This window comes from Cellulomonas sp. B6 (genome assembly GCF_001462455.1).
GTDB lineage: Bacteria > Actinomycetota > Actinomycetes > Actinomycetales > Cellulomonadaceae > Cellulomonas.
The window spans coordinates 1-16,946 of the sequence record NZ_LNTD01000093.1 but is presented as its reverse complement, the minus strand read 5'-3'; the positions used below and the strand labels follow the sequence as shown (position 1 = coordinate 16,946).

Annotated in this window: 18 protein-coding genes and 3 tRNA genes; 11 read left to right on the top strand and 10 right to left on the bottom strand. The window is 75.7% G+C overall.

Going from position 1 to position 16,946, the window contains the following annotated elements:
- Positions 1-87 precede the first annotated feature (87 nt).
- Both ATM99_RS09015 and ATM99_RS09010 read left to right on the top strand, forming a co-directional pair.
- Positions 88-633: an MOSC domain-containing protein gene (locus ATM99_RS09015; protein ID WP_062102567.1), complete on the top strand. Its 546-nt coding sequence runs from the start codon at positions 88-90 to the stop codon at positions 631-633.
- A 391-nt stretch (positions 634-1,024) separates the two neighbouring features.
- On the top strand, positions 1,025-1,714 hold the full coding sequence (locus ATM99_RS09010) for a YceI family protein (protein ID WP_062102566.1): 690 nt from the start codon (positions 1,025-1,027) through the stop codon (positions 1,712-1,714).
- Between the two features lie 43 nt (positions 1,715-1,757).
- On the opposite strand, the gene ATM99_RS09005 is transcribed toward ATM99_RS09010, so the two are convergent.
- A complete protein-coding gene (locus ATM99_RS09005) occupies positions 1,758-2,399 on the bottom strand; it encodes a M15 family metallopeptidase (RefSeq protein WP_082659472.1) in 642 nt (213 codons plus the stop codon).
- Between the two features lie 162 nt (positions 2,400-2,561).
- On the opposite strand from ATM99_RS09005, the gene ATM99_RS09000 reads away from it, so the two are divergent.
- Complete coding sequence (locus ATM99_RS09000) at positions 2,562-3,230, top strand: response regulator transcription factor (protein WP_062102565.1); 669 nt, start codon at positions 2,562-2,564, stop codon at positions 3,228-3,230.
- A complete protein-coding gene (locus ATM99_RS08995) occupies positions 3,227-4,336 on the top strand; it encodes a HAMP domain-containing sensor histidine kinase (protein ID WP_062102564.1) in 1,110 nt (369 codons plus the stop codon). Before ATM99_RS09000 ends, ATM99_RS08995 begins: the two co-directional genes overlap by 4 nt.
- A gap of 66 nt (positions 4,337-4,402) precedes the next feature.
- Here ATM99_RS08995 and ATM99_RS08990 read toward each other — a convergent pair whose 3' ends face one another.
- From ATM99_RS08990 to ATM99_RS08960, 7 genes are all read right to left on the bottom strand, one after another.
- A complete protein-coding gene (locus tag ATM99_RS08990) occupies positions 4,403-5,512 on the bottom strand; it encodes a VanZ family protein (RefSeq protein ID WP_082659470.1) in 1,110 nt (369 codons plus the stop codon).
- A gap of 24 nt (positions 5,513-5,536) precedes the next feature.
- Complete coding sequence (locus ATM99_RS08985) at positions 5,537-6,409, bottom strand: prenyltransferase (protein WP_062102563.1); 873 nt, start codon at positions 6,407-6,409, stop codon at positions 5,537-5,539.
- Complete coding sequence (locus ATM99_RS08980; protein ID WP_062102562.1) at positions 6,409-6,780, bottom strand: lycopene cyclase domain-containing protein; 372 nt, start codon at positions 6,778-6,780, stop codon at positions 6,409-6,411. Before ATM99_RS08980 ends, ATM99_RS08985 begins: the two co-directional genes overlap by 1 nt.
- Positions 6,777-7,163, bottom strand: a complete 387-nt coding sequence (locus ATM99_RS08975; RefSeq protein WP_369798044.1) for a lycopene cyclase domain-containing protein — start codon at positions 7,161-7,163, stop codon at positions 6,777-6,779. Before ATM99_RS08975 ends, ATM99_RS08980 begins: the two co-directional genes overlap by 4 nt.
- Positions 7,160-8,845, bottom strand: a complete 1,686-nt coding sequence (crtI, locus tag ATM99_RS08970; protein WP_082659468.1) for a phytoene desaturase family protein — start codon at positions 8,843-8,845, stop codon at positions 7,160-7,162. The genes ATM99_RS08975 and crtI overlap by 4 nt, the downstream gene beginning before the upstream one ends.
- Entirely contained in the window at positions 8,842-9,774 is a 933-nt protein-coding gene (locus ATM99_RS08965) for a squalene/phytoene synthase family protein (protein ID WP_062102561.1), read from the bottom strand. Before ATM99_RS08965 ends, crtI begins: the two co-directional genes overlap by 4 nt.
- Before the next feature lie 70 nt (positions 9,775-9,844).
- Complete coding sequence (locus tag ATM99_RS08960) at positions 9,845-11,002, bottom strand: polyprenyl synthetase family protein (RefSeq protein ID WP_062102560.1); 1,158 nt, start codon at positions 11,000-11,002, stop codon at positions 9,845-9,847.
- Between the two features lie 160 nt (positions 11,003-11,162).
- On the opposite strand from ATM99_RS08960, the gene galE reads away from it, so the two are divergent.
- Entirely contained in the window at positions 11,163-12,149 is a 987-nt protein-coding gene (gene galE, locus ATM99_RS08955) for a UDP-glucose 4-epimerase GalE (RefSeq protein WP_062102570.1), read from the top strand.
- Positions 12,150-12,197: 48 nt separating this feature from the next.
- Here the strand turns inward: galE and ATM99_RS08950 are convergent, their stop codons facing one another.
- Positions 12,198-13,103 (bottom strand): LLM class flavin-dependent oxidoreductase, encoded by a 906-nt coding sequence (locus tag ATM99_RS08950; protein ID WP_082659474.1) that lies wholly within the window; start codon positions 13,101-13,103, stop codon positions 12,198-12,200.
- A gap of 108 nt (positions 13,104-13,211) precedes the next feature.
- Here ATM99_RS08950 and ATM99_RS08945 point away from each other — a divergent pair, with 108 nt between their 5' ends.
- Together ATM99_RS08945 and ATM99_RS08940 are read left to right on the top strand one after the other, a co-directional pair.
- A complete protein-coding gene (locus tag ATM99_RS08945) occupies positions 13,212-14,186 on the top strand; it encodes a LysR family transcriptional regulator (protein WP_062102559.1) in 975 nt (324 codons plus the stop codon).
- An 80-nt stretch (positions 14,187-14,266) separates the two neighbouring features.
- Entirely contained in the window at positions 14,267-15,388 is a 1,122-nt protein-coding gene (locus ATM99_RS08940; RefSeq protein ID WP_062102558.1) for a S1 family peptidase, read from the top strand.
- 109 nt (positions 15,389-15,497) lie between these two features.
- Here ATM99_RS08940 and ATM99_RS08935 read toward each other — a convergent pair whose 3' ends face one another.
- Positions 15,498-15,842 (bottom strand): metallopeptidase family protein, encoded by a 345-nt coding sequence (locus ATM99_RS08935; RefSeq protein ID WP_062102568.1) that lies wholly within the window; start codon positions 15,840-15,842, stop codon positions 15,498-15,500.
- A 157-nt stretch (positions 15,843-15,999) separates the two neighbouring features.
- Between ATM99_RS08935 and ATM99_RS08930 the strand changes: the two genes are divergently transcribed.
- The 4 genes from ATM99_RS08930 to ATM99_RS08915 all read left to right on the top strand — a co-directional run.
- Positions 16,000-16,072: transfer RNA gene (locus tag ATM99_RS08930), tRNA-Glu, on the top strand.
- Between the two features lie 50 nt (positions 16,073-16,122).
- Positions 16,123-16,196 (top strand) — tRNA-Asp (locus ATM99_RS08925).
- A 39-nt stretch (positions 16,197-16,235) separates the two neighbouring features.
- Positions 16,236-16,308: transfer RNA gene (locus ATM99_RS08920), tRNA-Phe, on the top strand.
- A gap of 246 nt (positions 16,309-16,554) precedes the next feature.
- The coding region (locus ATM99_RS08915) for a phage holin family protein (RefSeq protein WP_062102557.1) at positions 16,555-16,946 on the top strand (392 nt) is incomplete at its 3' end.

Below are 16,946 nucleotides of genomic sequence, written 5' to 3'. Positions count from 1 at the left end.
CACCGGTGACCAGTTCGGCCCCCGCGGGTGCGAGGAGTGACCAGTTCCGACAACGGGGCGGTCTCCCAGCCCGCCTACTCTGGGCACGTGGCCTCGATCCTCGCCGTGTGCGTCGTGCACGCCCTCCGTCCCGACTCCGGCCCGGTGGGCGTGACCGCGATCGACAAGCGTCCGGTCGACGGCCCGGTGAAGGTGGGCCCGCTGGGGCTGTACGCGGACGTGCAGGCGGACCGCAAGCACCACGGGGGCGAGGCCCAGGCCGTGTACGCGTACGGGCAGGACGACTCCGACCACTGGGCGGCCGCGCTGGGCCGCGACCTGCCTGCGGGCTGGTTCGGCGAGAACCTGCGCGTCGCGGGTCTCGACCCGAACGCGTCTCGGGTCGGTGAGCGGTGGCACGTCGGGGACCGGGTCGTCCTCGAGGTGACCGGCCCGCGCACGCCGTGCTCGACGTTCGCGCGCTGGGTCGGCGGCGACGACGAGCGTGGGTGGGTCAAGCGGTTCGCGCAGGAGCGCCGGGTAGGCGCGTACCTGCGGGTCGTGCAGCGCGGCACGGTGCACGTGGGCGACGCGGTGGTCGTCGAGCCCGGGCCGGACGACGCCCCGACCGTGCGGGACCTCCTGCTCGTCTGACGGCCCGCGGGCGTCGCCCGTCCGCCGTCGCCCACCCCGCGGGCGTCGCCCGTCCGCCGTCGCCCACCCCGCGGACGCACGCCCGTCCGCACGCACCGTCTCACCCCTCGACCGGCGACACCTTCGGCACCCACCCGTCCGCGCCGACGCTCCGCGCGACACACCGGCACCACGCGCCCCTCGTGCGGGTGAAACGTTCCGGATGTCCTGGTACGCACCCGCCGAATGGTTGAATCTTCTCTCATCGCCGTGCGTACCGAGCGCACGTCTCCGACAGTGGAGAGGCCGGCGGCACGCCCGCCGGCGAGCGCAGCAGCCGACGACGCCCGCCCCTCGCGTCGCGCGCCCGCGCGGCCACGGGCCGGGCCGGACGACGTGGGGACGAGGACGCATGAGCGACACGACGCAGGCCACGCAGCGACCCGTGCGCGCGTGGCAGGGGCTGGAGATCCCCGCCCCGGGCGCGTACGAGCTCGACGAGGCGCACAAGCGCGTCGGGTTCGTCGCGCAGCACATGATGGTCAGCCCGGTGCGCGGCGAGTTCGCGCGCGCGGCCGCCACCGTCGTGGTCAGCGACGACCCGCTCACGTCGTCGGTGCGCGCGATCATCGCGACCGAGAGCCTGACCACGCACCACGACGACCGCGACGCGCACCTCAAGGGCGAGGACTTCCTCGACGTCACGCGGTTCCCCACGATCGAGTTCCGCAGCACGGGCGTCGCGTGGCAGGGCCAGCAGGACGCGATCCTGCAGTGGGCGCGGCTGCGCAACCGCAACGCCGACCGGCAGCGCGTCTCGGCCGACACGATCGAGCGCGCCGATCGGCACCGCTCGCGGTTCGACGTCACGGGCGACCTGCGCATCCGCGACGTGACGCGCTCGGTCACGCTGCGCATGGACTTCGGCGGCGCGCGGCGCGACCCGTACGGACGCGACATCTTCGGCTTCCATGCCACCACGGAGATCGACCGCGAGGACTTCGGCCTCGTGTGGAACGTCGCGCTCGAGACCGGCGGCTGGCTCGTGGGCCGCACGGTCCGCATCGAGATCGCGGGCGAGGCCATCCGCCAGACCGCCTGACGCCGGCGCGAGCCGGGACGCCGCACCGCCCACGAGCCCCCGCTCAGCTCGACCCGTCCGCCTTCGCCGGCGGGCACTCGCCCCCGGGCTCGGTGACGAGCTCGAAGTGCCACATCTCGTTGGCGTACGTCGTGCACAGGCCGTAGCGCGTGCCGTGCTGGGCGAGCCAGCTGTCGGCGTCGGTGTAGCCGATGTCCACGGCGTCGCCGGTGACGTGGCGCGACAGCTCGGGCGTGCTGACCCACTTGCGGGCCTCCTCGAGGCTGCCGCGGGTCCGCACCGCCTCGTCCAGCAGGTGCTGCTGGTAGTGCGCGCTGCGCCAGCCCGACGTCACGACCATCTCGACGCCGCGCGCCCCGGCGTCGGTCGTCGCCTGCTCGACCGCGGCGCGCAGCGCGGGGTCGAGGTTCGCGATCGCGGGCAGGTGCGCGTCGAAGATCGTCACGCCGTCGCCGCGGTTGATGACGCCGTCCTCGACGCCGGGCTCCCGGTCGGGGTCGAGGTCCAGGGCGAGGTCGTGCTGCGGTGCGCCCGCCGCGGCGGACGGCACGCCGCCCCCGGGGGCTCCGGACGCGGCCGAGCCCAGCAGTCCCGAGCCCGTGAGGGCCCACGTGACCGCCACGACCACGACGACCACGGTCCCGACGAGCACGAGCGCACGACGCCGACGAGTGGGGGTGTCCATGTGTTCCTCTCCGCACCGCCCTGGTCCGGGGGTGCGCACCGACTCCACCAGCGGGGGCGTTGCGCGGGCGTGACGCGCGCAGCTCACGATTCCGCAACACGGCCCGGCCTACGCTCGAGGTCCGGACGACGACCACGAGACGACGACCACGAGGGGGACGCGATGCGGGTGCTGGTCGTCGAGGACGAGCCGTTCCTCGCCGAGGCGCTGCAGGCGGGGCTGCGGCTCGAGGCGATCGCGGCGGACGTCGCGCTCGACGGCGACGACGCGCTCGAGCGGATCGCGGTGAACGACTACGACGTCGTGGTCCTGGACCGTGACCTGCCCGGCACGCACGGCGACGACGTGTGCCGCGTCGTGGCGCGCGACCACCCGGGCACGCGCGTGCTCATGCTCACGGCCGCCACGCGCCTGCAGGACAAGGTCGGTGGCTTCCGCCTGGGCGCCGACGACTACCTCACCAAGCCGTTCGAGCTCGCCGAGCTCGTGGTGCGGCTGCACGCGCTCGCGCGCCGGCCCGCGGCCGCGGCCCCGCCCGTGCTGGAGCACGCGGACCTGCGGCTCGACCCGTTCCGGCGCGAGGTGTACCGCGCGGGACGGTACGTGCGGCTCACGCGCAAGCAGTTCGCGGTGCTGCACCTGCTCATGCAGGCCGACGGGGGCGTGGTCAGCGCCGAGACGCTGCTGGAGAAGGTGTGGGACGAGAACGCCGACCCGCTGACGACGGCGCCGCGCGTCACCGTCTCGACGCTGCGCAAGGCGCTGGGCGACCCCGACCTCATCACGACGGTGCCCGGTGCCGGGTACCGTCTGGGCGGGGTGGACGCGTGACCGGCGCGCCGCCGCCCGTGCGGGTCAGCGCGCGGCTGCGGCTCGCGCTGAGCTACGCGCTGTTCCTCGTCGCGGCGGGCGCGATCCTGCTGTTCGGTGTGTACGTCGTGCTGCGCTACGTGCCGGACTACCCGCTCACGGCCGCGAACCCGCGCGACTCCGGCGGGACGGTCGTCGCGACCCGCGGCGAGATCCTGCAGGCCGTCGTCGGCGTCTCGGGGTTCGCGCTCGCGGCGCTCGCGATCGTCGGGATGGTGGGCGGCTGGCTGCTCGCGGGGTGGGTGCTGCGACCGCTGCAGCGCATCACCGAGGCTGTCCGCGTCGCCGCGGGCGACCGCGGCCACCGGGTCGCGCTGGGCGGCCGCAACGACGAGTTCCGGCAGGTCGCCGATGCGGTCGACCACATGCTCGACGAGCTGCACGCGGCCTACGAGGTGCAGGAGCGCTTCGCGGCGAACGCGTCGCACGAGCTGCGCACGCCGCTGGCCGTGACCGCGACGATGCTGGAGGTCGCCGCACGCGACCCCGAGGGCCAGGACTACCCGGTGCTGGTCGAGCGGCTGCGCGTGACGAACGCGCGCGCGATCACGCTCACGGAGGCGCTGCTGCGGCTCGCGGACGCGCAGGCCGTCGGTGCGCGCGCGGACGTCGTGGACCTGGGTGCGCTGGTCCGCGCGTCGCTCGCGGAGAACGCCGACGAGGCCGCGCGGCGCGGAGTCACGGTGACGACGGCGCTCGCGCCGGCGCGGGTGGTGGGCGACCCGAGCCTGCTGGCGCAGCTCGTGACGAACCTCGTCCAGAACGCGCTGCGGCACAGCGGGGCCGACGGTCGCGCGCACCTCACCACGACGACCGACCCCGTCGACCGCACCGCCGTGCTCACCGTCGGGACGACCGGCGCGGTCTTCACCCCCGAGGCGGCCGCGCGCCTCGTCGAGCCGTTCCTGCGCGGCGCGGGGCGTCTGGCGCGCGGTGCGGGCGGCCACGGGCTCGGGCTGGCGCTGGTGGACCGCATCGTCACGACGCACGACGGCACGCTCGACATCACGCCGCGCGCCGCGGGCGGGCTCGACGTCCGGGTCGCGCTCCCCGCCGCGCGGCCCTGAGCGGCAGAGCGGGCGGCACGGAGGGACGCCGCGACGTGTCTCACCGACCCCGCGCGGCCCGTCGCGTCAGCCGCGCACGTCCACGACGTCGGCACCGGTCAGCGTCCCCGACAGCCCGCGCCGCCCGCGCGTGAACGGCACGGCGAGCACGGCGGCGACCACGAGCAGCGTCGCGAGCAGCCCGGCGAGCGAGCCGACCGGCTCGGGCACGCCGGGCACGTCGGCGAGCCCGTCGAGCACCCACCACGCCCCGCCGACGACGCCGGCCCGCGCGACCCGCTGCGCGACGCCGCCGACGCGCCCCGACCACCGCGGCCCCAGCCACACGACGCGCTGCCCCCACGACGCGCCGTCGCCCACGAACGGCGGCACCACGAACACCACGACCCACGGCACGGCGAGCCCGAGCACGGCCTCGACGCCGGGCCGCGACCCCGGCTCCTGCCCCGCGACGAGCTCGCCGACGCGCCAGAGCACCTGCAGCACCGCGCCGAGCGTCGTCGCGAGCGCCCAGTCGAGCAGCATGCCCGTCCAGCGCCGCCACACCGTGACGGGCCGGGGCTGCCGACGCGCGGCCTCGAGCGCCTGCGCGCTGGGGACGACGCGCAGCACGAGAGGTGCGACGAGCGCGCCGAGCAGCGCGCCGAGGGTGTTCATGAGCACGTCGTCGACGTCCGCGACGCGGTACGAGCACGGGATGACCCCGAAGATCCCCGTGTACTGCGTGGTCTCGATCAGCACCGACGCCGCGAGCCCGCTGACGGTCGCGACGAGCACGCCGCGGCGCAGCAGCGCGCGCACGGCCACGCCCCACGGCACGAACAGCACGACGTTGAGCACGACCTGCAGCACCGCGGCCGACAGCAGCGTCGCGCGCACGCCGAGGCCGGCGGTGTCGGTGCGGATGTCGGCGAGGAACCCGAGGGGTCGCAGGTTGTGGCCCGCCGCGTGCTGCGCGCACCACTGCGCGAGGTCGCCCGTGGGCAGCGGCAGCAGCGTGTACGCGGCGAGCCCGACGGCGTACGTCGTGACCGCGGCGACCAGCAGCACGCGCCGCCCCGACAGCCGGCCGTAGCGGCGGTACTGCCACGCGACGACGGGCAGGAAGATCGCCGCGAACAGCAGCGTCCCGCCGATGACCCCCACGTACGCCGGCCACGTCCACGCGTCGCGCACGCGCTCCTCCGTCCCGTCCGGCGGCTACGCGCCGAGCGCGACCGCGATGAGCAGCATCGTCACGAGGAACCCCGTGAGCAGGTTGAGCCAGAGGAACGTACGCCAGCCCGCGTTCGCCTGCTCGCACGTCTCGTCGGTCACCCGCCGGAACCGCCACGTGCTCACCGCGTACGGCAGCGGCAGCAGCGCGGCGAGCACGCCGGGCCACGGCAGCGCGAGCAGCAGCAGCGCCGCGAGGACGTACGCGCCGGTCGCGGCGAGCACCGTGGGGCGCGCACCGAGCACGGTCGCGACCGACCCGATGCCGCCCGCGCGGTCGGCCTGCACGTCCTGCACGGCGCCGAACGCGTGCGACGCCATGCCCCACAGCAGGAACGCGACGAGCACGGGCCACGTGGTGCGCGCCGTCAGGTCCGCGTCGGCCAGCACCAGGGCGTACAGCAGCGGTCCGACGAAGTGCACGGACGACGACAGCGAGTCCAGGACGGGCCGCTCCTTGAACCGCAGCCGCGGCGCCGAGTACGCGACGACGTCGAGCAGCACGACGAGCAGCACGACGCCCGCGAGCGGCGACCCGAGCGCGAGCAGCCACACCACGAACGGCACGGTCGTCAGCAGGCAGGCCCACAGGATCCGCCGGTGCGCGGCGCGCGCCCGCTCGGGCGCGACCAGCCCGCCCTCGATGCCGCCCTTGCGCGGGTTGGCCAGGTCGGACGCGTAGTCGAACACGTCGTTGATCCCGTACATCAGCAGGTTGTACGGGATCAGGAAGAACAGCGTCCCGACCACGAGGCGGACGTCGACCAGCCCGCCGGTGACCATGAGCCACCCGGCGGCGAACGGGTAGGCGGTGTTGACCCAGGAGAACGGCCGCGAGGCCGCGAGCACCTCGCGCATCAGCCGGCGACCTCGTCGTCGCGCCCCGCGGGCGTGGTGGTGCCGGGCGTCGTCGTCGCGGCGGCGCGGGCGCGCGACGACGTGCGCGGCGAGCGCCCGAGCAGCACCCACAGCACGGGCACGAACACCGCGGCCGCGATCGCGTACGCGAAGTCCTCGAGCGGCGCGCCCCAGACGTACACGCCGAGGATCTTGTCGGTCGCGTACTCGTACAGGCCGACGTCGATCATGATCGTGTCGAACACGGCCGTGAGCAGGCACAGGTGCAGCGTCGCCCACAGCAGCGGCCACCCGCGCATCCGGCGCAGCACGGGCCACGACACGGCCGTGAGCACCACGAGCACCAGCACGTTCATGACGATGTTGGTCACGCGGCACCTCCCGCATCGTCAGGGCGACCGACGTCGTCGGTCTCCGCGAGCGCGCGCCGCCCGGCCGCCCGCTGCGCGGCCGTGACGTCGAACCACCGCCACAGCAGCAGGCCCACGTAGCAGAGCAGCGTGAGGAAGAACGCCTCCTCGAGCGGCAGCTCGGGTGCGAGCAGCACGCCGGTCATGTGGGGCGAGTCCCCGCGCGCGAAGATGCCGAGCGCGAGCCCCGCGAGGTCCCACAGCAGGAACCCGACGACGCCCAGGGCGACGGTCCACGCCGAGCGCCGGGCGTCGTACCAGAACGCGAGCCGGAACCGCCGGTCCAGCAGCGCGAGGCCGCCGAGCGAGACCGCGAGCGCGCCGAGGTAGGCGAACCCGATCACGCGCGCACCCCGCCCCGGTGGACGTCGTCGCGGCCCGCGGCGACGCGCGACCACAGCCCGCGCGGCAGGCCCGAGCCCAGGTAGCCGGGGCGCAGCGGTGCGGGCAGCGGGCGGCCGGACGTCTCGCCCAGCAGCCGCTTGGCGACGAGCTCGGCGCCGATGAGCACCATGGGCAGCCCGACACCGGGCACGGTGCCGCCGCCGACGTGCAGCAGGTTCGGCACGCGGTGCGACGCGACGCCGGGCCGGAACATCGCCGACTGGCGCAGCGTGTGCTCCATGCCGAGCGCGGTGCCGCGCCACGCGGACATGTCGCGCGCGAAGTCCGCGGGGCCGACGACCCGGCGCAGCACGGTGCGCTCGCGCAGGTCGCGGATCCCCGCCCACGACGCGAGCTGGTCGAGGTACCGGTCGGCGTGCGCGTCGAGCTCGCCGGGGCGCGTGCCGATCGCCGGGTCGGCGGGGAACGGCACGAGCACGAAGAGGTTCTCGTGGCCCGCGGGGGCGGCGGTCGGGTCCGACGCGGTCGTGCGCGACACGTACAGCGACGCGACGTCGGGCACGTGCAGCCCGGACGTCGGCGTCGAGCGCCCGGGCCCGAGGATCGCGTCGAAGTTGCCCGGCCAGTCGCGCGTGAAGAACAGCGAGTGGTGCGCGAGCTCGGGCAGCTCGCCGCGCACGCCGGCCATGACGAGCAGCGCCGAGATCCCGGGCCCGCGGCGGTCCCAGACGTCGGCGGGCAGGTCGGCGTGGGCGGGGTCGAGCAGCGCGGTCTCGGTGTGGTGCCGGTCGGCCGCGGACACGACGACGTCGGCGGCCAGGCGCGTGCCGTCGGCGAGCAGCACGGCGCGCGCGGTGCCCCGGCGGCGCGGCTCGCGCGGCGTGCGGGGCGCGTCCTCGACCTCGATGCCGACGACGTCGGCACCCGTGCGCACGACGACGCCCTCCTCGACCGCGACCTTCTCGAGCGCCTCGACGAGCGTGTACATGCCGCCGCGGGGGTAGTAGACGCCCTCGCCGAGGTCGAGGTGGCTCATGAGGGAGTACAGCGCGGGGACCCGGTAGGGCGAGGACCCGAGGAAGACGGCGTGGTAGCCGAGCACCTGCCGCAGCACGGGGTGCTCGACCGTGCGCGCGATCCGCGCCGCGAGCGGTTCGGTGAGCAGCCGCGCGAGCGTGCCGGAACGCCGCAGCACGTCGGTCGACAGCGCCCGGTCGGGACGCTCGAACGTCGTGTACAGGAAGTGGTCGAGCGCGGTGCGGTAGGCGTCGCCCGCGTCGTCGACGTAGCGTCGGATCGCGGCGCCCGCACCCGGCTCGAGCGCGTCGAACGTCGCGGCGTTCGCCACGGGGTCCGCGACCACCTCGAACGGGTCGACGCCCTGCCCGGGCTCGGGGAACAGCCGGTACGCGGGGTCGAGGCGCTGCAGCTCGACGTGGTCCGCGAGGTCGCGGCCGAGCAGCGCGAACGTGTGCTCGAACACCTCGGGCATGAACCACCACGACGGCCCAGTGTCGAACCGGAACCCGTCCTGCTCCCACGTGCCGGCGCGGCCGCCGAGCCGGTCGTGCCGCTCCAGCAGCGTGACCTGCGCGCCGCCCCGGGCCAGCAGCGCGGCGGTCGCGAGACCCCCGACCCCGCCACCGACCACGACGACGTGCACGGGCGCGTGCGCGCTCACCGGGCCACCGCCCGTCGCACGCGCCGCACGGGTCCTGCCTGCCGCACGCGGTCGCCCGCCTCGTCGGCCAGCACGCCCCCGACGGCCCGCGCGACGACGAGCGCCTTCACCGGGCCGGGCACGCGCACGCGCCGCTCGCGCAGCACCTCGACCGGGGTGGCGGCGAGGTCGGCCAGCAGCCGGTCGTACAGGCCGGTGGTCGCGGCCACGGCGCACCGGGCGCGGGTCGGCAGCAGCGGCAGCGCGGCGCGTGCCCGCGCCAGGTCCCCCGCGATCTCGTCGAGCACGGCCCGCACGTCGTCCTCCGTCAGGTGCGCCGGGTCGACGCCCGGCAGGTAGGCGCGGCCCAGGTCGCCGGAGTCGGCGGCCAGGTCGCGCAGGAAGTTGATCTTCTGGAACGCGGCGCCGAGGGCACGCGCACCGGCGACCCCCTCGGGCGCGGGGTCGACGCGCGGGTCGCCGGGCCGCCGCTCGGCGTCGAGGAACACGCGCAGGCACATGACGCCGACCACCTCGGCGGACCCGTAGACGTACCGCTCGTAGCTCTCGCGGTCGTGCGTGCGGACCGTGAGGTCGGCGCGCATCGACGCGAAGAACGGGTCGACCTCGGCGTGCCCGATGCCCGTGCGGCGCGCGGTGCGCGCGAACGCGTGCACGACGACGTTCGTCGAGTAGCCGGTGCGCAGCGCGCGCGCGACCTGCTGCTCGAGCTCGTCGAGCTCGGCGCCGGCGTCGGGGCCGCGGTAGGTGTCGACGACCTCGTCCGCGAGGCGCACGAGCGCGTACACGGCCTCGATGTCACGGCGTGCGCGTCCGCCCAGCAGGCGCGTCCCGAGCCCGAAGGACGTGGAGTACGCCCGCAGCACCACGGCGCTCGCACGCGTGGCCGTCGTGTCGTACAGGACCTGACCGGTCGGGGCCGTGCGCATGTCGTGCGTCCTCATCTCGGTGTGCCGGTCGAGCGGGCGTCGCGGGTCCGACGCGACGGGGCGCGGGCGCTCAGCGCTCGCGTCCCCCCAGGTCGTCGACGACGCCGTGCAGGTACGTGGCCAGCGGTTCCGGCAGGGTCGTGGCGAGCGTACGCGCGATGTCGGCGTGGCGACGGGCCGACGTGCGCACGGCCTCGACCGCGCCCGTCGCGTGCAGGACGGCCCGCACCGCGGCGGCACCGTCCTCGTCGAGGTCCGGGCGGCCGACGTGCGCGTCGAGCACCGCCGCCTGCCCGGCGTCGGCACGCTCGTACGCGAGGCGCAGCAGCTCGGTGCGCTTGCCCTCGCGCAGGTCCGACAGCACGGACTTGCCCGTGACGGCGGGGTCGCCGAGGACGCCGAGCTCGTCGTCGACCAGCTGGTAGGCGATGCCGAGCGCGGTGCCGACGTCGGCGAGCACGCCGCGCTGCGCGGGCGTCGCACCCGCGAGCACGGCCCCGGACTCCAGGGGCGCGCGGAACGAGTAGACGGCGGTCTTGAGCTCGGCGACCAGCAGCGCGTCGACGTCGGACGGCGCGGACAGCGACCCGCGCACGTCGAGCAGCTCGCCGGCGACGGTCGTGCCGACGCCGTCGGCGAGCAGCCGCACGAGCTCGGGCAGCGCGGCGGGGGCGACCGTGGCGGTGCCCGCGAGCAGCGCGAACGCGTGCGCGAGCGCCGCGTCCCCCGCGAGCAGCGCGGCGGCGACGGCCTGCTGCCCGGCCACGTCCGGCGCGTGCCCCTGCGCGGCGACGCGGGCGCGCGTGCGCCCGGCGACGTTGGCCCGGCCGCGACGCACCTCGTCGTGGTCGAGCACGTCGTCGTGCACGAGCATGGCGGTGTGCAGCAGCTCGTGGGCGGCGGCGAGGTGGGCGGCGGCGACGGCGTCGGTGCCGCCCAGGCCGAGGTACGCGGCCGCGGCCAGGCGCGGCCGCATGAGCTTGCCGCCGAGCACGGCGTCGAGGTCGCCCCACAGCTCGCCGCACGCGGGACCCTCGGCGGCGGCGCGCACGCGCTGGGTCGTGAGGGTGTCACGCAGGAGGCGCTCGGCGGCCACGGTCACGTGCTCCACGCCGTGGGCGAGCGCGGCGCAGTCGGCGGTCGCGTGCTCGAGGGGCTGCGCGACCCCGCCCTGGTCGGCGAGGATCGGGTGTCCGACGGTGCGTCGGTGCGCGTCGACCTGGCTCACGAGCTCCCCTCCCTGCCGTCCCGCCTGCGGAGATACTCAGCCTACTGAGCATCGGCGGCCGCGCCACCGGAACGACGCGGGTGTCGCCCTCGTCGTCTCCGTGTCGGAAGTTGTTCGAATCTGTTGCCTTGTGTTCGATCGGCTCGCTATGCTCGTGCCCATGACATGGCTGGTGACGGGCGGGGCCGGGTACATCGGGGCGCACGTGGTGCGCGCGTTCCAGGACGCGGTGCGCGACACGGGGGACGCGACGCTCGCCCCCGTCGTGCTCGACGACCTGTCGAGCGGGCACGAGGAGTTCGTCCCCGCGGGCGTACCGCTCGTGCGCGCCTCGATCGTCGACACCGCCGCCGTCCGCGCGGCGCTCGTGGAGCACGGCGTGTCCGGCGTCGTGCACCTCGCGGGGTTCAAGTACGCCGGCGTCTCGGTGCAGCGCCCGCTGCACACGTACGAGCAGAACGTCACCGGGACCGCGCACCTGCTCGCCGCGATGGCCGACGCGGGTGTCGAGCAGATCGTCTTCTCGTCGTCGGCCGCGGTGTACGGCACCCCCGACGTCGACGTCGTCACCGAGGCCACCGCCACCGCCCCCGAGTCGCCCTACGGCGAGTCCAAGCTCATCGGCGAGTGGCTGCTGCGCGACCAGGGCGTCGCCACCGGTCTGCGCCACACCTCCCTGCGGTACTTCAACGTCGTCGGGTCGGGCTCCCCCGACCTCTACGACTCGAGCCCGCACAACCTGTTCCCGCTCGTGCTCGACGCGCTGACCTCCGGCCGGACGCCGCGCATCAACGGCGACGACTACCCCACGCCCGACGGCACGTGCGTGCGCGACTACGTGCACGTCGCCGACCTCGCGGTCTCGCACGTCGCGGCCGCCCGCGCGCTCGCCGCGGGCCGCCCGCTCGAGCGCGTCTACAACCTCGGCTCGGGCGACGGGCTCTCGGTCGCCCAGATCATGACGACCGTCGCACGGGTCACGGGCGTCGACTTCACGCCCGAGGTCGCGCCGCGCCGCGCGGGCGACCCCGCGCGCATCGTCGCGTCGGGCGAGGCCGCGGCGCGCGACCTCGACTGGGCCATGCGCCACACGCCCGAGCAGATGGTCGCGAGCGCCTGGGACGCCCACCGCCGCAGCCACGCCTGACGGCCCCGCCGCTCCCGGGCGCGGGAGCCCGGCGCGCGCCGCCCGGCGTCAGCGGGCGGCGGGCTCCAGCGCCTGGAGTCGCGGCAGCTCGGCCGCGAGCCGCTCGAGCTCCCGCTCCTCGCCCGCGTAGACCCCCGCCGGCCGCGGCCAGTGCAGCACGACGTCGCCGAACCCGAGCGCGGCGGCGCGCTCGACGCCCTCGACCGCGAGCGCGGCCGACGTCAGCGAGAACCGCGGCGCACCGTCGAGGCTCAGCCACCGGCCCACGGACCGACCGTCCGCGACCTCGTCGAACGCGTCGACCATGCGCGCCAGACCGTCCCACCAGGCCTCCTGCGCAGCCGCCCCGTCGACGCCCTCGCCGACACCGGTGCCGGGGCCGTACGTCGCCCAGCCCTGCCCGTACCGGGCCGCGAGCGCCATGGTCCGCGGGCCGTTGGCGGCGACGACGAACGGCGTGCGCGGCCGCGCGAGCGTGCCCGGCACCATGCGCGCCGCGTGCGCCTCGTAGAACGCGCCGACGTGCTCGGTCACGGGCTGCGTGAGCAGCGCGTCGAGGACCTCGAGGAACTCGGCGAACCGGCGCGTGCGCTCGCCGCGCGTCGGCGCGGCACCCAGGACGCCGGCGTCCCAGCCCTCGCCGCCCGCACCCACCCCCAGCACGAACCTCCCGCCCGACACGTCGTCGAGCCCCATGACGTCCTTGGCGAAGGGCACGGGGTGGCGGAAGTTCGGCGACGCGACCCACGTGCCGAGCCCGATCCGCTCGGTCACGGCCGCGGCGGCGGCGAGCAGCGGGACGGTCGCGAACCACGGCTCGTCGGCCAGGTCGCGCCACGCGAGGTGGTCGTACGTCCATGCGTGGTCGAAACCCATCTGCTCGACCCGCCGCCAGCGCTCGCGCTGCACGGACCACCGCTCCTGCGGCAGCAGGACCACCCCGACGCGCACCATGCCGACCACGCTAGCCCGGCCCGCGCGCGCCTCCCGGTCACCTGCGCCCACCGGTGCCGTGACACTCCCCCGTGACAGCCCCGCGCCACCCCCGTAGGGTCGTCCGTCATGGACCTCGAGGTCCGGCACCTGCGCACCGTCGCCACGGTCGCCTCCCTCGGCAGCATCACCAAGGCCGCCGCGGCGCTCGGCATCGCGCAGCCGGCACTGAGCGCGCAGCTCTCCCGCATCGACCGCGCGCTCGGCGGACCCGTCTTCACGCGGGACCACCGCGGCGTGCGGCCGACCCCGCTCGGCCTGCTCGTGCTCGAGCGCGCGCGCACGCTGCTGCCGGCCGTCGACGCGCTGCTGCACGACGCGCGACGCGTCGCCGCCGGCGACCCCGCACCGACGCTGCGCGTGACGTCGGCGGGCTCGGCGCTCGCGGCGCGCTTCGTGGCGCGACTGTCGCGCGGCGGCGGCACGGCGCCGACGCTGCGCACCGCGGGCGCGTCGTGGCAGGCCGCCGACGAGCTCGCGGCAGGGGCGCACGACGTCGTCCTGGCCGGGATGTGCGGCGACGCGCTGCCGCCGGGCACGCCCGGCGTGCACTGGCGGCTCGTCGGCACCGACGCGGTGCACGTGCTCGTGCGCACCGCCCACCCGTGCGGCGACGAGGTCGACCTCGCCGCGCTGGCGGGCGAGCGCTGGGTCAAGGCGGCCGGTGACAGCTGCTTCACGGAGTGCTTCCTGCGGGCCTGCGCGCGGGCGGGGTTCGCTCCGCCGACGCCGAGCGAGTGCGACCGCGCGACCGGCCTGGAGCTCGTGCGGGCGGGGACCGCGGTGGCGCTCGCGCAGCCGTTCGGCGCATTGCCCGACGGCGTGCGTCCCGTGGCCCTGCGCGGTGCGCCGCTGCTGTGGTCGACGTGGCTCGGCGTGCCCGACGACGCGCCGGAGGGCCTGCGCGCCCGCCTGCTGACCGCGGCGCGCGACGCCCGCCGGGACGACCTGTCGGCACCCTCGTCGGGGCGGGGTGCCGCGGGGTCGACGCCGGACGACGGGCCGGCGGCACGCTCGGCGGGCGGCCCCGCCCCCGCGGTATGACCCAAGAGTGATGTGCGGGACGACCCTGGTCATTACCTACTGTGACTGTCACGGTCATCCCCGACTCGAGAGGCAGCCCCATGAGCACACCCCGCACCCGCCGCGTCGCGGCGATCGGCGCCGCTGCGCTGGCACTCCTCCTCGGCCCGCTCGTCGCCCCCGGGGCGGCGGCCGCGACCCCCGCCGCCGATCTGCCCGCGGGCATGGTCGACGCGCTCGAGCGCGACCTGGGCGTGCCACGCGCCGAGGCGTCGCAGCGTCTGACGTTCCAGGCCGACGCCGCCACCAAGGTCCGCACGCTCACGCAGGCGCTCGGCGCGACGTACGCCGGCTCGTGGGTCGACCCGGCCGCCGGCACCGTCCACGTCGCCACCACCGCGCCCGACAAGGTGCGCGGGCCGATGGCCTCGGGCGTGACCGCCGTCGCGGTCGAGCGCACGCTGTCCGACCTGGAGTCGGTCGGCTCGCGCCTCGACGCGGCCGGCCTGCCCGCCGACGTCGCGACCTGGTACGTCGACGTGACGACGAACCGGGTCGTCGTCGAGGCCGTCGGGTCCTCGACCGACGCCGCCGCCGGCCTCGTCGCCGCAGCGGGCGTGCCCGCCGACGCGGTCACGCTGACCACCTCGCCCGAGGCGCCCACGACGTTCGCCGACGTGATCGGCGGCAACGCGTACTACATCAACCAGACGTCACGCTGCTCGGTCGGGTTCGCGGTGCAGGGCGGCTTCGTCACGGCCGGGCACTGCGGCCGCACGGGTGCGTCGACCACGTCGCCCAGCGGCACGTTCCGCGGCTCGTCGTTCCCCGGCAACGACTACGCCTGGGTGCAGGTCGGGTCGGGCAGCACGCCGCGCGGCCTCGTGAACAACTACGCGGGCGGCACCGTGCGGGTCACGGGGTCGCAGCAGGCGGCGGTCGGCGCGTACGTCTGCCGGTCGGGCAGCACGACGGGCTGGCGCTGCGGCACCGTCCAGGCCTACAACGCGTCGGTCCGCTACGCCGAGGGCACGGTCAGCGGCCTCATCCGCACCACCGTCTGCGCCGAGCGCGGCGACTCGGGCGGCTCGCTGGTCGCCGGCACGCAGGCCCAGGGCGTCACCTCGGGCGGGTCCGGGAGCTGCAGCAGCGGCGGGACGACGTATTTCCAGCCCGTCAACGAGATCCTCCAGGCGTACGGCCTGCGGCTGCTCACGAGCTGACGGCCAGGACGGGCGGGGGCGGGCGTCGTGGAGGGCGACCGCCCCCGCCGAGCCGTGCCCGCCCCACCGCGCCACGGGCGCACCCGGCCGTGGCGGCGCGACGGACGCGTCAGCCCCAGCCGAGCGCGTGCAGCCGGTCGTCGTCGATGCCGAAGTGGTGCGCGATCTCGTGCACGACCGTGACCGCGACCTCCTCGACGACCTCGTCACGGTCCTCGCAGATCGCGAGGGTCGGGTTCCGGAAGACGAAGATCCGGTCGGGCAGCGAGCCCGCCGCCCAGAACTCGCCCCGCTCGGTGAGCGGGGTGCCCTCGTAGAGGCCGAGCAGCTCGGGGTCGTCGGCGGGCGCGTCGTCCTCCACGAGCACCACGACGTTGTCCATCATCGCGGCGAGCTCCTCCGGGACCTCGTCCAGGGCGTCGCGCACCGCGTCCTCGAACTCCTCACGCGTCATCTCGACCACGCCACCATCCTGCCTGGTCACGGCCGCGACGGCAGGGGGTCGGGGCGTCCGCAGCGGGAGCCACGAGGATCGTTTTTGGCGATCGGCCGCGGACCCCGTATGGTTATCACCGGTCTTCCGACGCCTCGACGTCCGGGGCGGACAACCCGCCCTCATCGTCTAGCGGCCTAGGACCCCGCCCTTTCACGGCGGTAGCACGGGTTCGAATCCCGTTGGGGGTACGAGCACAGCAGTACAGCACGAAGCTTCACGGCGACTTCGGTCGCCACGAGGCCCCGTAGCGCAGTTGGTTAGCGCGCCGCCCTGTCACGGCGGAGGTCGCGGGTTCAAGTCCCGTCGGGGTCGCTGCGAGGGCCGACCGAGAGGTCGGCTCCCTCGTATCGAGGCTCTGTAGCTCAGTTGGTAGAGCGTTCGACTGAAAATCGAAAGGTCACCGGATCGACGCCGGTCGGAGCCACACCACACCGAAGACCCCCGGGGAGACCCGGGGGTCTTTCGCGTTCCAGCCACCTGCGCAGGTCGGCCCGCGGCACGACGTCGTGCACGACCGGCACCGGGCGCGTCGCACGTCGCGGCGACGCCCGCGTCGGCGCCCCGACGCGACCTCACCCGTCCGCCGCCGTTCTCGGGCCCATCGTCCCGTCCGTCGACGCCACCTGCGTGCCTACCGTGGGAGCACAGGCCCACCGACCGAGGACACCCCGTGACCGCCACGAGCGAGCGACCCCGTACCCGCCTCTTCGACCGCATCACCGACCCGCTCTCCGAGCGCACGCGCGACAAGATCGTGCGCGCCGAGGACAGGGTCCGCGCGGCGGTGCAGCACGAGCTCGACGCCGTGAGCCGCAGCGTGCGGACGCGCGCGGTGCAGATCCGCCCGTCGGCGATCGCGTTCGGCGTCGCGGCGCTGCTCACGGCCCTGGGGATCGCGCTCTTCGCGTTCGCCGCGGTCGTCGCGCTCGCGCAGGCCGTCGCACTGTGGCTGTCGGCGCTGCTGGTCGGGGGCGCCCTCGTGCTCCTCGCCGCGGGTGCGGCGGCGTGGGGTCGGGCGATGCTCCCCGCCGGCCCGAGCCTGATCCCCGTGCCCCCGAGCAC